General features: G+C 37.6%; 15 protein-coding genes. 8 read left to right on the top strand and 7 right to left on the bottom strand.

Annotation, left to right across the window (positions count from 1 at the left end; all coding sequences use genetic code 11):
- The first annotated feature begins 44 nt into the window (after nucleotides 1–44).
- On the top strand, nucleotides 45–1,124 hold the full coding sequence (locus AA637_RS10955; RefSeq protein WP_446682784.1) for a glycosyl transferase: 1,080 nt from the start codon (nucleotides 45–47) through the stop codon (nucleotides 1,122–1,124).
- Nucleotides 1,125–1,255: 131 nt separating this feature from the next.
- The gene (locus AA637_RS10950; protein WP_446682783.1) at nucleotides 1,256–1,765 is read left to right on the top strand and encodes a dihem cytochrome c family protein; all 510 of its coding nucleotides are present in this window, start codon (nucleotides 1,256–1,258) and stop codon (nucleotides 1,763–1,765) included.
- Between the two features lie 45 nt (nucleotides 1,766–1,810).
- Here AA637_RS10950 and AA637_RS10945 read toward each other — a convergent pair whose 3' ends face one another.
- A complete protein-coding gene (locus AA637_RS10945) occupies nucleotides 1,811–3,028 on the bottom strand; it encodes a molybdopterin molybdotransferase MoeA (protein WP_446682782.1) in 1,218 nt (405 codons plus the stop codon).
- Between the two features lie 244 nt (nucleotides 3,029–3,272).
- On the opposite strand from AA637_RS10945, the gene AA637_RS10940 reads away from it, so the two are divergent.
- On the top strand, nucleotides 3,273–4,097 hold the full coding sequence (locus AA637_RS10940) for a YaaW family protein (RefSeq protein ID WP_446684577.1): 825 nt from the start codon (nucleotides 3,273–3,275) through the stop codon (nucleotides 4,095–4,097).
- A 90-nt stretch (nucleotides 4,098–4,187) separates the two neighbouring features.
- On the opposite strand, the gene AA637_RS10935 is transcribed toward AA637_RS10940, so the two are convergent.
- Nucleotides 4,188–4,586 carry a hypothetical protein gene (locus AA637_RS10935; RefSeq protein WP_446682781.1) on the bottom strand — a complete coding sequence of 133 codons (399 nt, stop codon included), beginning with the start codon at nucleotides 4,584–4,586 and terminating at the stop codon, nucleotides 4,188–4,190.
- A gap of 196 nt (nucleotides 4,587–4,782) precedes the next feature.
- On the opposite strand from AA637_RS10935, the gene AA637_RS10930 reads away from it, so the two are divergent.
- The 3 genes from AA637_RS10930 to AA637_RS10920 all read left to right on the top strand — a co-directional run bounded on the left by AA637_RS10930 (nucleotide 4,783) and on the right by AA637_RS10920 (nucleotide 5,870).
- Nucleotides 4,783–5,124, top strand: a complete 342-nt coding sequence (locus tag AA637_RS10930; RefSeq protein WP_446682780.1) for a metal-sensing transcriptional repressor — start codon at nucleotides 4,783–4,785, stop codon at nucleotides 5,122–5,124.
- Between the two features lie 177 nt (nucleotides 5,125–5,301).
- Complete coding sequence (locus AA637_RS10925) at nucleotides 5,302–5,601, top strand: RNA recognition motif domain-containing protein (protein ID WP_446682779.1); 300 nt, start codon at nucleotides 5,302–5,304, stop codon at nucleotides 5,599–5,601.
- Between the two features lie 98 nt (nucleotides 5,602–5,699).
- Complete coding sequence (locus AA637_RS10920) at nucleotides 5,700–5,870, top strand: hypothetical protein (protein ID WP_201150100.1); 171 nt, start codon at nucleotides 5,700–5,702, stop codon at nucleotides 5,868–5,870.
- A 70-nt stretch (nucleotides 5,871–5,940) separates the two neighbouring features.
- On the opposite strand, the gene AA637_RS10915 is transcribed toward AA637_RS10920, so the two are convergent.
- The 4 genes from AA637_RS10915 to AA637_RS10900 form a co-directional block, all read right to left on the bottom strand.
- Nucleotides 5,941–6,750, bottom strand: a complete 810-nt coding sequence (locus tag AA637_RS10915) for a DUF3598 family protein (RefSeq protein WP_446682778.1) — start codon at nucleotides 6,748–6,750, stop codon at nucleotides 5,941–5,943.
- Between the two features lie 79 nt (nucleotides 6,751–6,829).
- The gene (locus AA637_RS10910) at nucleotides 6,830–7,723 is read right to left on the bottom strand and encodes an ATP adenylyltransferase family protein (RefSeq protein WP_446682777.1); all 894 of its coding nucleotides are present in this window, start codon (nucleotides 7,721–7,723) and stop codon (nucleotides 6,830–6,832) included.
- 485 nt (nucleotides 7,724–8,208) lie between these two features.
- Nucleotides 8,209–8,847: a DUF3386 domain-containing protein gene (locus AA637_RS10905; protein WP_446682776.1), complete on the bottom strand. Its 639-nt coding sequence runs from the start codon at nucleotides 8,845–8,847 to the stop codon at nucleotides 8,209–8,211.
- A gap of 197 nt (nucleotides 8,848–9,044) precedes the next feature.
- Nucleotides 9,045–10,769: a diflavin flavoprotein gene (locus tag AA637_RS10900; RefSeq protein ID WP_446682775.1), complete on the bottom strand. Its 1,725-nt coding sequence runs from the start codon at nucleotides 10,767–10,769 to the stop codon at nucleotides 9,045–9,047.
- Between the two features lie 161 nt (nucleotides 10,770–10,930).
- Between AA637_RS10900 and der the strand changes: the two genes are divergently transcribed.
- The gene (gene der, locus AA637_RS10895; RefSeq protein ID WP_446682774.1) at nucleotides 10,931–12,289 is read left to right on the top strand and encodes a ribosome biogenesis GTPase Der; all 1,359 of its coding nucleotides are present in this window, start codon (nucleotides 10,931–10,933) and stop codon (nucleotides 12,287–12,289) included.
- A 147-nt stretch (nucleotides 12,290–12,436) separates the two neighbouring features.
- Here der and AA637_RS10890 read toward each other — a convergent pair whose 3' ends face one another.
- On the bottom strand, nucleotides 12,437–13,720 hold the full coding sequence (locus AA637_RS10890) for a glutamyl-tRNA reductase (RefSeq protein WP_446682773.1): 1,284 nt from the start codon (nucleotides 13,718–13,720) through the stop codon (nucleotides 12,437–12,439).
- Between the two features lie 292 nt (nucleotides 13,721–14,012).
- Here AA637_RS10890 and rimM point away from each other — a divergent pair, with 292 nt between their 5' ends.
- Nucleotides 14,013–14,633: a ribosome maturation factor RimM gene (gene rimM / locus AA637_RS10885; protein ID WP_446682772.1), complete on the top strand. Its 621-nt coding sequence runs from the start codon at nucleotides 14,013–14,015 to the stop codon at nucleotides 14,631–14,633.
- Nucleotides 14,634–14,639: the final 6 nt, after the last annotated feature.

The raw sequence follows: 14,639 nt of genomic DNA, 5'->3' as shown, positions 1-14,639 counted from the left end.
GTTTTGTGAGTTACAATTTGGTGTTGATTATTTAATTTTTATTTATGTCACGGCCTGTATTATATTGTGCCATTACTAATCATGGTTTTGGTCATTGTGTGCGTATGGCTTCGGTAGCTAGTGCGGTACAAAAAATAAATCCTGAGATTTTATTGGTAATGGTGACGACGGCGCCCCGTTGGTTGTTGGAATCTTATATTGATGGTGATTTTATATATCGTCCTAGGGCATTTGATATTGGGGTAATTCAACGGGATAGTATCCAGATGGATTTGGGGGCTACCCTTGAGAAGATGAATGATTTTCGTCAACGTCAGGGGCAAATTGTGGCGGGGGAGGTGGAGTTTATCAGGGTTAATGGGGTTTCTTTAATCTTTGCTGATATTCCTGCTATGGTGACGGAAGTTGCTCAAAAAGCAGAGATTCCTTGTTGGATGATGAGTAATTTTGGTTGGGATTTTATTTATCGTCCTTGGGGAGATGATTTTAAGTCTATGGTATCATGGTTGAAGTCTTGTTATGGTAAGTGCGATCGCCTTTTTCGCCTACCTATGCACGAAGAAATGAGCAGTTTTAACCATAAGGAAGATATGGGTTTAACAGGAGGAAATCCTCGTTATCCAGAAGAAGAATTAAGAAATAAATTTAACCTGAAAAACCCTAAAGAAAAAACAATTTTATTAAGTTTTGGGGGGCTTGGTTTACAGTCTATTCCTTATCATAATTTAGCTCTTTTTCCTGATTGGCAATTTATTTCTTTTAATAAAAATGCCCCTGATTTACCCAATTTGTTAAAGGTTACAAATAGTTACCTTCGCCCTGTAGATTTTATGCCTTTATGTGGAAAAATTATGACTAAACCGGGTTATAGTACCTTTGCAGAGGCAATGAGATTGAATCTTCCTTTGATAGTTTTAGATCGACAAGGATTTGCAGAGACTCCTTTATTAATGGAAGGTTTAAAAAAATATAGTTATCACCAAATATTAACTAATGAACAATTTTTTGAGTCTGATTGGAATTTTTTAAAACAAGAATTAAATCTTCCTTTGACTAAAGAAAAATTAAGAAAAAATGGCACTGAAATGATTGCCCAAGAAATAGTTAATTATTTTAATAATTAGGGTAATCTGAATGACATAATTAATAAATATTTAACCATAAAAAAAGACAAACCATTCATTACACACTGATAAAACTGATGATATGATAAGTAAACGTTTATTATTTTACTAAAGTAAAGTGCGATCGCCCCATGAAACAAAAAAAAGATAAAAAAAGATATTTACTAATCTTAATCTCCATTGTAGCCATTAGCTGGAGTACAATCATGGGCAGTATTACCACCAAAGCAATGGCAAACCCCATGGCACCCAAATCCGTGGATAAAGTGGCAGATAACTATAAAGTAGGAAAAGAAATCTACCTCGAAAATTGCTCAAGTTGCCATCTCGCCATTCCCCCAGCGGTATTACCTACAGACACATGGAAAACCATCCTCGAAAATCCCCTTAACCACTACGGCACAAGACTACAAGGAGTTATCCGTTTTAATCAAGTATTAATGTGGCAATATTTAAGCACCTATTCTCGCCCCATTTCCGTTAACGAAACTGAACCAAAATTCATCGCCCAATCCCGTTACTTTTTTGCCCTTCATCCAGGGGTAGATTTACCTTCTCCCGTTAGTCATACCAGTTGTCTGGAATGTCATTCTAGGGCATCGGATTTCGATTTTCGCACTTTGAGTGAGGAATGGCAGTAGAGGGTAATGGATAATTGACAATAAATAATTATTATCTTTTGCCTCTTACACTAACATTATCTTAATTTTCTCTCCTTGATTAACATGGGAAACTCCCACAGGAAGGATAGCTAAACCGTTAGTTTGTTGTAAGTTTACTAAATTTCCTGAATTGTGAAGCCCCCGAGAAAGGGTAAAATTATATTTACCATCAACGATATTCGCCCTACCCCATAGATAACACTCTCTTGTTTCCTCTGCCTTCAAATTTTCTTGACAGATACCCTCGACAATTTTGGGTAAATAATAGTTTGTTTCCCCTGATAATTTGGAGATGGCACTTCGCAAAAAACGCCAACATATCACCATGGTAGAAACAGGATTACCTGGGATACCAAAGTATAGTTTATTGTCGGGAAAAATAGCTACGGTAAGAGGTTTACCTGGTTTGATGGCTACTTTTTCCATCAATATTTTGCCCCCTAATTTAACTAATATTTCCTTGACATAGTCGTATTCCCCCACAGAAACTCCCCCTGTGGATAAAACAAAATCGGCTTTTTCGAGGGCAGAGGCGATCGCCCCTTCTAATTTTTCTTTTTCATCGGGTACAATGCCCATAGGAACGGAAATAGCCCCATTCTGGCTAACAAAACTATGGAGTAGGTATTGGTTAGAATCGATGATTTTACCTTTACTCAAGGTTTCATGGGGATAAATCAATTCATCCCCTGTGGATAGTATAGCAACTAATGGCGATCGCACCACACTTACTTCCGTACATTGGGCCGTGGCTAAAATAGCCATTTCAGGGGGATTTATCTTCACTCCCGCAGGTAACAAACAGTCATTTGCCCCATAAAAAGAGCCTTTTTTCCTGACAAAATTACCCTTGGCGCAAGGCTCAAGAATTTTTACAAACTTACCATCTCTTTGGCTTTTCTCCTGCATTACCACCGTATCGGCCCCTTCTGGCATCATCGCCCCTGTGAAAATACGAGCGCACTGATTAGATTTAACCTTTTTCTGGGGAATATAACCCGCAGGAATTTCTTCAATTATTTCTAAATAAACATCCTTACCATCCCTAATTTTTTCTAAATCTTCCCAGCGCACCCCATAACCATCCATGGCAGAGTTATCCCAATAGGGAAAATCATGAGGGGAATTTATTGCTTTGCCTAATATGCGATTATAGGTTTGACTTAAATTAACTGTTTCAATTTCTTCTAATGGTTTAACATAGTCGATAATAATATCAAAGGCTTCTTGGATGGGTAACATAAAAAATTCAAAGTCAGTATTAAGGTGTGCTGAATGAATCAGAAACTATAATTATAAAAGGTTTGAATATCTTACCAACATCAAAAAACACGTAAAAATCACTATTATCCATTAAGTAGGTTGGCGAAATTAATTATAGCTCTTATTTTATTAAGACTCTTATAAACAAGGGGTTTAAACCCCTTGCCTAAATCGATTTAATTATGCCTACTTACTTATCAACTATCAATTATTAATTACTATGGTGGATGAATTTAGAAGCGCTTTAGAAGTTGCTACCGAAGAAGAATTACAACAACTAACTAATATTTTATTTTGTCGTCGTCTCAATCCCATCGACTATTTACAAACCCCTGCCCCCATCGATGTACAAAGTCAGGATTTACCAAGCTGGTTAGATACCATTGAGCAAAGATTTCGTTTTTTAGCGGCAGATGGCATGACAGTTTTAAAACGTCGCACCCATCAAGTATCTTACCGAGAAATATTAGTTCAAGTTTGCCGTTACCTCAAAATTCCCTACGATTTATCTATGGCAACCGTTGACATTGAAGCGGAGATTTTTTTGCATTTACTACAAAAGGCGTGGGCAAAGTTACCTACTGATGAGCAGAATTCTATCCGTAATCAGGTGATTAAATCTTTGGCAAATTCTACCACTCCTGAGCCTTTACCTTTAAGGTTACAACATGATCCTCTAAAAATTATCCTCAAGGGTAGTGGGGTTGTGGCGGTAAGCTCAATTTTAAAGTCTTGGTTACTCAAAAAAATTGCTCAACAATTTGCGCTCCATTTTACCACTTATCAGGTAGCAAAAACTGGTTTAATAAAAGGGGGTGTTGCCCTTGCTTCTGGTTTTCAATCTCAGTTAGCTTTACAAGTAGCAAAACGGGGAATGATAGTTAATACAGCCCGTTATACCATAGTGAGGGGCACATTTGCCTTTTTAGGGCCTGCTTTGTGGGGTTACTTTTTTGCCGATTTGGGCTGGAGGGCGATCGCCACTAACTACACTCGTATTATTCCTGTAATATTTACCCTAGCCCAGATTAGACTCACTAGAACATAAAAAAGTGGGCAGTAACGCCCACGAAAATAAAATTTAAAGCATTGCCGTGGGTAATTAAGAATTACCCATTATCCAACACCTGTTAACTATTTATTTTCTGATGCCTTTAGCCATATTACGGAACATATCCATGTTAGTATCCGTAGGGCGACGTTTTTGAGGCTCACTGGGTGCAAAAGATGACTCAGTATTAGAGCTTTCGGTGGAAGTTTGCTCTACAGAATTGAAACTACCTTGAGTATTATTAAAATTATTAGAGTTTTGAAAAGCGGTTTTCTTAACCATTTTTTCAGAAGAAACTTCTTGAATTAATTCCGCACCTTTTTCACTACCTAAAGTTTTAGGAAATGTTCTGCGTACAGTTTTAGTCTTACGCATATATTCAATATCACCATAGGTTTTCGCATCATCGGGATCTAAAAAATAAGCTCCCTGAGAAGTGTTGTTATTGTTGTTTCCTCTTTTCAACCAACCAAATAAACCAGCCATTAAATTATTTCTCCTTAAAATACTATTAAAAATTGTTACGATTATACTATGAATTATAACATATAGTTAATGCTCTCAAAAGAAAATGCAATGTTTCAATCCCTATACCGCTAAACCATTTCAGTAAGTCCATGATGAAATTAACTATAATTGCAATCAGGAAATATTTAGAATAACTAGGACAAAAAATAAGAGAATGGGCATAGTAAATCATGGCATAGAACATCATCATAATCATCAGGTCGAAAATTCTAGTCATGGACATATTCACAGCGAAGAATCTCGACGCAAAGTCATTAATCGTCTATCACGCATCGAAGGTCACGTCAGGGGGATAAAGACTATGATTAATGAACATCGAGACTGCCCTGAAATCCTTATTCAAATTGCTGCCATTAGGGGCGCCCTTGATAGGGTAGCCAGAATCATTTTAGATGAACATTTGAGCGAATGTATTACCCGTGCAGCGGAAGATGGTACCATTGATATGGAGATAGAAGCCCTCAAAGCTGCCCTAGATCGATTCTTGCCATCTTAAGAAAATTGGGGATGGTTAATTTTGTTTTTGGTGTTATACTAAACCATAGGGAATCAAGATTTAGTGATAAGATTTTACTCAGTATTTACAGTTACATAGTTTCGTATTTATTGATAGGCTTCATTAATAACATCTTTGCTCTCTACAATTTAAACAATTTAAGGAGTTCGTCAATCGATGTCGATATATGTAGGAAATCTTTCCTATAGTGTAAGCAAAGATGATCTCAATGAGGTCTTTGCAGAATATGGTACAGTAACAAGGGTTCATATTCCCACTGATAGAGAAACCGGTCGTATGCGTGGTTTTGCATTCGTAGAAATGGAAAACGAAACCCAAGAGGATGCGGCTATCGAAGCCCTAGACGGTGCTGAGTGGATGAGTCGAGAGCTAAAGGTTAATAAAGCTAGACCTCGTGAAAACAACAAAGATTCTTTCAGAGGCGGTGGTGGTCGTAGAAATGGCGATCGCTTCTAAACTTTATTTTATAGTTTAAAACCCTATAATCCGATGTTTGATTTCTCAACTAAATTATATGGGAAATCAAAGAAAAAAATATTATTCAAGAGGAAAGAATGGCTAAAAGCAATCCTAAAAAGGAAAAAGCAGAACGTAACAAGGCTTACGCTCGTCAGTTTAGAAAAAAAACGACCCGTTTTAATTCTAAGTTTAAAAGAAGGGATTATAACAGTTCCAGTGGTTCTAATGAGCAGTCTAACAATACAGAAAACAAAGACCAAAATTAATCTAGCCAGACTAATTTTTTGTGACTGATAAGCCACCACTATTTAACTAGGGGTGGTTTTTTGGTGTTTGTTATTGTTTAAATTCAGTTACCAACGTAACATTCTGCCATGCCCCCGTTTCGTCATAACGGCGGATAATCCTTAACCTCTGATTGGGTTCTACTAACCAGCCACATTCAAGGAAGAAAGGTTGACGATGAGCAATTTTCAGGGGTAAAGTGAGGGATGCCCCATCAGGTAATAGTAAACTTCTGATGTCTTGTCCCGTTTCAGAAAAAGTGAGAGCATTATTTTCCACAGAGGCGGTGGAGGTAAACGCTAGGTAAGGAGTTTTTAGGGTTTGTTTTATTTGGTTGCTTGTTTCTTCTAATATTCGGCGAGTAGAATACCTTTCAGGCTCTCGCCAATCTGGATAAAGGGTTACAGCTTCCCCTTGCCATACTCCTAACAGTTGCTCTATTGAGAGGGCAGGGTTTTCTTTTTTGGGGGTATTTTCTCGAAATTCCCTAATGAGGGTAGCTTGTTCAAAGTTACTCTCTTTATCAAATAACTGTACCATGCGTAGGCGGCGGTCGCCTTTAAAAAAGCCAAATTCCGCCCCAAAGTTAGAAAAAGGACTAAACTGCATATTACCTTTGGCAAAATGTCCTTCCTCAAATAAGAAAATACTACGGTTAAGATAAGTAAACTCATTGACGTGGGGCGGTGTATCTTGGCCCAACCTTGTCACCGTCAGGCGAATGGTTTTATCTTCATTTAACCCTTCCAATTTTATTTCCGTGGGGGTATCTTTGATAAACTCACCCCGAGGGGAAAACTGAGTAAAAGAACCTAACCAAACCCCCCTATTTTTTAATAAACGTTCCCACTGTGAAGACATAAAAATTTAATTAAAAATAACCTCAATCATTTTACCCTGTTCACCACTCAAGTTGTGGAAATGAAAGATATGATATAGTCTATTTCTCAATACCTACTTGCTTGAGGATGTGCAAAGGTTTATACTCTTTAATAATCTCTAATTGTTCTTGATTTTTGACTAGTAAAGCTCCAGCAAATCCAAGGGAATTAATAGAAATTGATTGGGCTTTTGGTTTAGTTCTCGGAATCATCATCATCCACTGTTTTGTAACCAATAAATTATAATTACCTAGGGAAGTTTTTCCATTATTTTCTATGGTTAAATAATCTAACATTTTATGATATATTTCTTCTGTTATTTTGGCACATTCTAAACTAGATTTTCCCAAGAGGTTATGAAAGGCGATCGCCTGTACATAGGGTAATTCATCAAGGGTGACAATGTGAAAATCTTGTAATTTAGATCGATGATTCAACACTAATTTTTCTATGGGAAAACCTTGAAAATTAGGAGCAAGGGGAAAAGGAATTACCTGCAAATGTTTATGGGGTTGAGATGCACCAGCCAAAGGTCCAGCGTTATAAAAACCTAAACCGCTCACCTGTTGTAATACCGTCCAAAAAGATTCTAAATCAGCTAAATTTAATAAATTTTCTTGGGGTTCAAAATCACGGGTAATAATTAAAACATGATTATTAACAACGTTATATTTATTTAAAATACAAACATGATTTTTTCCTAAATCATCAACATAAAGTTTCTCTTCGTAAGGTAAAAAAGGGTTATAATTACTTTTTTTTTGCTGTTTTTTTTGTATTTTTTTAGCCTTCTCTTTTCTCGTAATATTATATAAAATTCTAATCAAAAAATTAATATTATTTTCCTTTAAAAACTCATATTGAGTCTCAATGGGTTTTAATGCTTTTTCTTGGAGAGCTTGAATGGTTGTCGCACTTATTTTGCTCCATAAATCAAGATTGTTGTCGCCCATAAATTCCTAATTTGTCTTATTTACAACCAAGATATAGTTTATAATATTGTTGTTGCTGTTAGTTTCTTTAGTAACAATTTTTGATAATCGGAAATAATAAAAAGTCAGATTATTGAGCGTATAAATAAAAAAAATCAACCTTTTAAAGGTTACATAACAACGAGATGAAGCAATACTCAAAAGTTATCCCTCTTTTGTCAGTCTCCGATAATCTTTGAAATTGCTAAACTCTAAAAGTCTTTCTCTATATGCGATCGCCCGATTATTTGTTACTTTAAAATAAAAGATGACTCAAAATTAAGAAAAGTAAATTGTAGTATATGTAATCTTTTGATTATAAGGAGTTATGAAATTAATTAATAGTAAGAAAAAATGGAAAGTGACAAAAAAGGGATAACTCATTCAACATCTTACTGTAGAAACAAAAAACCCCGCTTATGATAGGTAAAGCGGGGTCATTTACTTAAACAGAATCAGAACCAAAACTAGCCTAAAACTACATTAGAGAACTGATATTCAGTAGTTACAGGCTCACCATTTTCCTCCGTGGTAATAGTGCGATTAGTTAAAACATAATAACCATCAACATTTTCAAAAGTATCATTAAAGATAGTTTTAGCACCTCTGGGCTGTAAGGTTTCTGCATCTAAATAAACAGAATCATAACCAGTGGAAAGATAACCGTGATCGGTGTTTAATAAACCAAAGGTATTAATAGCAACAATGCCCTTACCCATGCGACGATAAACAAAACAAACATTGTTATCTTTTACCTTGTAGCGGTTGCCCTCGGATGCACCACCCACTAAAATTTCCACTGCACCATTTTCATCTTTTTCTCCAAAGGTGAAAGTATTATCGCCATGGCTTTTTTCAAAACTATGGTTAACACGGTGAATGGTAATCTCCCATAATTGTTGTTCCATTGTTTTTTTGACCGTCTCATTTTCGATGCCAGAGATTTCAAATTTGAGATCAGCCCCAATCTTTGCTTGGGCGGTGAAAGTACCTTCTTTGGATTTTAAAGTAATATCACAGGTATATCCAGGGAAATCACTGTCCCAAGTGTAGCGGTTTTCATAAGCTGAACGAAAAAGATTTTCTGCAGTTAATGTCTGAGTCATTTTTTATTCTAAATGTAGTTTAAATTACTATTTTCTTTATTGTACTATAGCGATGTTATTGAGATTATTTTTTATTAAAAGTAAATCTAATACATCCGCTGATATTGCTGAATAATTGGTCAAATTGATAAGGTATAACAAGGGGTTTAAATCCCTTGCTTTTAAATATAGTTTACCCTTGCTTTTGAGATAATTATTTAATAGTAGTTTCCTACTTTGCGATGGTGTACCGCTGTCAAAGCGTCAGATTTAGAAACCCTGCCTGTGGTCACTTTACTATAGACAATCCAATGATCTCCACAATCCATACGACTAACCACTTCACACTCAAGATAAGCGAGCGCATCTACTAAAATAGGAGATTTGTTGGTGGCGACGGTGGTTTTCACCCCTTCAAAACGATCTGCTCCAGGGGGAAATCTTTTGAGAAAATGTTTCATTAAGTTTTGATATTTTCCTTCTTCAAGGATATTTAAAACAAAGGTGTCCTCTACCTGTAACAAAGATTCGATCGCCCTGTCTTTTGCCACAGCAACGGTAAATCCGGGGGGTTCAAAACTGGCTTGACTCACCCAAGATGCCAACATCGCTCCTTTGGTTTCTTCTCCTTTTTGAGCAGTAATGATATATAACCCTCCGCTCAAACGTCCCATAGCCTTGTCTAAATCAACGTCTAAGGCTTTCCTTTTACTAATTTTGGTCTTTTTGGTCAAAACTTGCCCTAAATCCACCCCTGACTCTTCACAGGTTTGGTAAGTAATTTCGTGGGGAGTTTCTTTGATGCGGATGGGAGCAAAAATTTGATTTAAACCCAAGTCCGACAACTTGGAAGAGAAGGTGTCAATGGGTTCGTCATCTCCGCCATAGGACTCATACAAACCAAAAATCTGCTTACTGTTGATGGTGGCAAGGATAGCCCCCACTTTATTGGCGATGTCGCCATGGTCACTGAGGGGGGGCATTCCAAGAACGATTCCCGCACTACGGCTCACGATTTCGGGTATTTCGTGGATGTCGGTGCCGTTGATGTCAATCATTTCTACGGTAACCCCTGTTTTGGTGATACCCTTAGCAATGGACTGGGAAAGGCGATCGCTATAACCGTAATCAGAGATATAGAATACAGCGACAGTTTTTTCTCCCTTGCTTTGTTCGCTACTCCAACGCTGATAACGATCTAGTAATTCTTGAGTATTATGTTTTAATATAGGGCCATGTCCATTGGCGACCATTTTGATGTCCCCAAGGGCAGACATTCTTTTCATGGCAGAAAGAACAGACCTTGCATTAGGTCCCATCAAACATTCATAATAAAAACGATAGTCTGGAGAAATGGCATCTAAATCTTGGTCATACATATCCGCACTGCAATAGTGCAAACCAAAAGCATCACAGGTAAAAAGAATATTGGTGCCATGGTCATAGCTAAAAATAGTATCGGGCCAATGAAGGTTAGGAGCGTTGATAAACTCGAAAATATGTCCGTTGCCGATGTCTAATTGGTCACCGTTTTTAACAATTTGTCGTTTAAAGTCTTTATGAACAAAACCTTCTAGGAATTGGATGGCAACCTTGGAAGCGACCACGGTAATATCAGGTGCGATGTCTAATAAATCTTTGACCAAACCACTGTGGTCTGGCTCAGTATGGGAGATAATTAAATAATCGATAGTTTGAGGATCAATTACTTTTTTTAGTTCATCAAAATAAAGATCTTTAAATTTGGCGTGGGAGGTATCTACTAAAGCGTTTTTTTCTCCTTTTACCACATAGGAGTTATAGGTGGTTCCATTTTGTAAACCAAATTCTATATCAAAACGATCTCGATCCCAATCAAGAGAGCGTATGGTAGTGGTGTCAGTGGCGATGTTTTCCACCTGAGTTGTTAAGCGTTTTGTGGTTTTTATGGGAGTTGTAACCATTAAGAAAATCCCCCTTAATAAATTTTTTATATTATGGCTTTTTCCATTATAGTCACCGACGGGAGTTCGTCGAGGGATGAACGATTTTTGCATTTCTTAACATAAAAAGTTTTATAAAAGGTTATAATAAGAAGTTGGTTATTTTTACCGTTAAATCTGCTATGCTTCCTATTGTTGCCGTAATCGGGCGCCCTAATGTGGGTAAGTCTGCCCTTGTTAATCGTTTATCGGGGGAACAAGATGCGATCGTCTTTGATGAGCCGGGTATTACTAGAGATCGTACCTATCGCCCCGGATTTTGGCAAGATAGAGAATTTCAGATTGTAGATACGGGAGGATTAGTATTTGATGATGATACGGAGTTTTTACCCTACATCCGAGAACAAGCCCAAGCAGCCCTGAGTGAAGCTATAGCCGCTATTTTTGTTGTTGATGGTAAGTTTGGTTTGACGGCAGGGGATGAGGAAATCGCTTCATGGTTAAGAACCCAAAATGTTCCTATTGTCTTGGTTGTTAATAAATGTGAATCGGAAAATCAGGGACTAGCCCAAGCGGCGGAGTTCTGGAATTTGGGATTAGGGGAGCCTTATCCTATCTCTGCAATCCATGGTAATGGTACAGGAGAAATGTTAGACCAGTTGATCAAACATATTCCCCCTGTGGATGAAATTGATCAGGAAGAAGAAATTAAGGTGGCTATTATTGGTCGTCCTAATGTGGGTAAGTCCAGTTTGCTAAATGCTCTCACTGGAGAGAGTAGAGCCATTGTTAGCCCTGTATCTGGTACCACCCGAGATGCGATCGATATGATAGTACGTCGGGGCGAAACAACCTATCGTCTCATCGATACTGCAGGAGTCAGACGTAAGAAAAACGTTGATTATGGAGCAGAATTTTTTGGCATTAACCGAGCTTTCAAAGCCATTAAAAGGGCGGATGTGGTTCTTTTTGTCATTGACATATTAGATGGTGTAACCGAGCAAGATTTAAAACTAGCAGGAAGAATCATTGAGGAAGGAAGAGCCGCTATTATCGTGGCGAATAAATGGGATGCGGTGGAAAAAGATTCCCATACCATCTATGAATACCAGAAAATGTTAGACGATCGCCTTTTCTTTATGGATTGGGCGGAAAGAATTTTTGTCTCTGCCATGACAGGGAAAAGAGTAGAAAATATCCTCGATTTGGTAGATAAAGCCGCCGAAGGACATCGTAAAAGGGTTAGTACCTCTGTTATTAATGAAGTCATTGAAGAAGCAGTTAAATGGCACTCTCCTCCCACTAGCCGACAAGGTAAGCAGGGTAGAATCTATTATGGTACTCAGGTAACGGTTAAGCCTCCTAGTATAGCTTTATTCGTCAATGATCCTAAACGTTTGGATGAAGGTTATCGTCGTTATATGGAAAAACAATTCCGTCAACAATTGGGCTTCAAAGGAACTCCCCTCAGATTATTCTGGCGTGGTAAGCGTCTGCGAGAAGGTGAGAATATGGGTGCAAACAGAGCTACGAAAGTATAGATCTATTAATAGTAATTATGCTTTGATGGAAAACATTGTTTTTTCATCCCCAAGACTAAGTTTTCATCACATACCAATCATACAACTCCCCTGCCTGACGGCATCTCCCCCTTTAAGGGGAGAAAAAGGGAATTTTAACGTAGTTAATTAGCCGAATTGTTCAGAAATTTCGAGGTTAAACAGGGTTTGTAAAGTGTTTAAAGCCTTCCTTCGGGCCTCAATATCCTGTTGAGCTCTTAGTTGTACCATAGGGTCATGGAGAATTTTATTAACAATACCTCTGGTAAGGGCTTCGATAACTTCTTGGTGTTTTTCTCCAAACTCACTACCCAAACGAGAGAGGGCTTTTTCTAATTCCTGTTCCCTGATACCTTCAATTTTGGTGCGTAAACAACTTATGGTAGGTACGGTTTCTAAGGATTGCCACCATAGTTCAAAAGATTCAATTTCTTCTTCTAATAAGGCTTCTGCTTCCCTTGCCATTTCTCTACGAGAGGCATGATTTTGGGCTACAACGGCTTTTAAGTCATCCACGTTATAGGATTTAACAAAGTCTAATTCTTCCACATCACCAGCGACATTAAGAGGCACGGAAATATCTACCAACATCAGAGAATTATTTATATTGAGAGGGGATAAATTCTCTTTGGTTAAAATAGGCTCTGTTGCCCCTGTGCTGGTAAATACTAAATCAGAAGTCTCTACCACTGCCATCATTTCATCAAGGTGATAAATGGCTAACTCCACTTGAGGGAACTTTTGGGCTAATTCTTTGGCGCGATTAGCAGAGCGATTAACAATATTGATAGCGTTGACACCTTTTGAGGCGAGATGTTGCACTAAAAGACGAGACATTTTACCTGCACCGATGATGGTAATTTTAAAGTCTGCTAAATTGTCAACTTTGGTATCGACTAATTCTACCGCAGCCGAACTAATGGATACAGCCCCCGTACCGATGTTGGTTTCGGTGCGTACTCTTTTTCCTGCACTGATGGCTTGTTTAAATAGTCTATCTAGTAGTCGGCTTATGCCTTTGTATTTATTGGCAAGTTTGTGGGTAGTTTTGACTTGGGCGAGAATTTGTCCTTCACCTAGTACAAGACTTTCTAATCCTGCGGATACTCGCATTAGGTGACGAATAGCGTCTTGGTGTAACAAAATAAAGAGGTGACGGCGTAATTCAGGTAAAGATATATGCCCTGTTTCGGCGAGGAATTGAGTAATTTCTTTTACCCCTTGCTCTGTTTCTAATACCGTTGCATAAATTTCCATACGGTTACAGGTACTGATAATGGCTACTTCCTCGATGTGAGGGTAACTAAGCAGTTGTTGTATGGATTCTTCTATTTTTGCTTCCGGAATACTCAATTTTTCTCTTATTTCTACGGCGGCTGTCTTGTGGGAAAGACCAACTACTACAATATTCATTTTTTGTTTATAAAATTTGAGAACGGATTAGTATAAATGCTTTTAAACACTATTGATCATTACTGAAGTTGCCGATTTTGGCAATTTATTCTTTACCTTTTGCAATAAAACTTTATTTTATGGATAGGGAAGAACAATAAGTAATTGATGGGAAATTTCAACATTAAGATGGTCTTGGGCTTATTCATTCTAGTGTTTTTTCCTGCGGTTGGGGGAGTGGAGAATGTTTGATCTTCCCTAATCGGTTAAAATTGTGAAGGTAAAAAAATAGTTTGTGATGGAGTAGTTGAGCTTGGATATTGATGATTTAATTGAAATTGGCACTATTGTTGGTGTTTCTGGATTGAAAGGAGAGGTTAGGGTAAACATTACTACGGATTTTCCTGAAAGGTTTGAAAATCCTGGGCAAAGATGGTTAATTATAAATAGTCACTCATCTCCCCAAGCTGTTGAGTTAATTAAATCAAGAAAAGTTCCAGGTAAAAATATTTATGTGGTAAAACTGGAGGATATTAACGATCGCACTCAGGCGGAAAATTTAAAAGGTGCTATACTTTCGGTACATAAGGGCGATCGGCCTAAATTAAAGGAAAACGAATATCACGTTGCCGACTTAATCGGTATGGAAGTGTATAACCAACAAGATGGGGAAAATATAGGGGTTGTCATCGATGTATTTAGTGCCGCCCACGAAATTTTAGAAGTCAGACTCCACAAACAACCAACCCCAGAAACTAAAGCCCCCACTAATCCTGAAACCATTAGCCGTGTTTCTCGCCGCAAAAAAGTAAAAGAGAAAAAACCCAAAGAATTAACCGTTTTAATTCCCTTTGTTACAGAAATTGTCCCCATTGTGGACTTAAGTAATAAAAAAATCGAAATTAATCCCCCCCTCGGTTTGTTAGATAATTGACAATTA

It is taken from the genome of Cyanobacterium sp. HL-69 (assembly GCA_002813895.1).
Taxonomy (GTDB): Bacteria; Cyanobacteriota; Cyanobacteriia; order Cyanobacteriales; family Cyanobacteriaceae; genus Cyanobacterium.
Note: the sequence above shows the minus strand (reverse complement) of the source record. Positions and strands in the feature narration are given on the sequence as shown.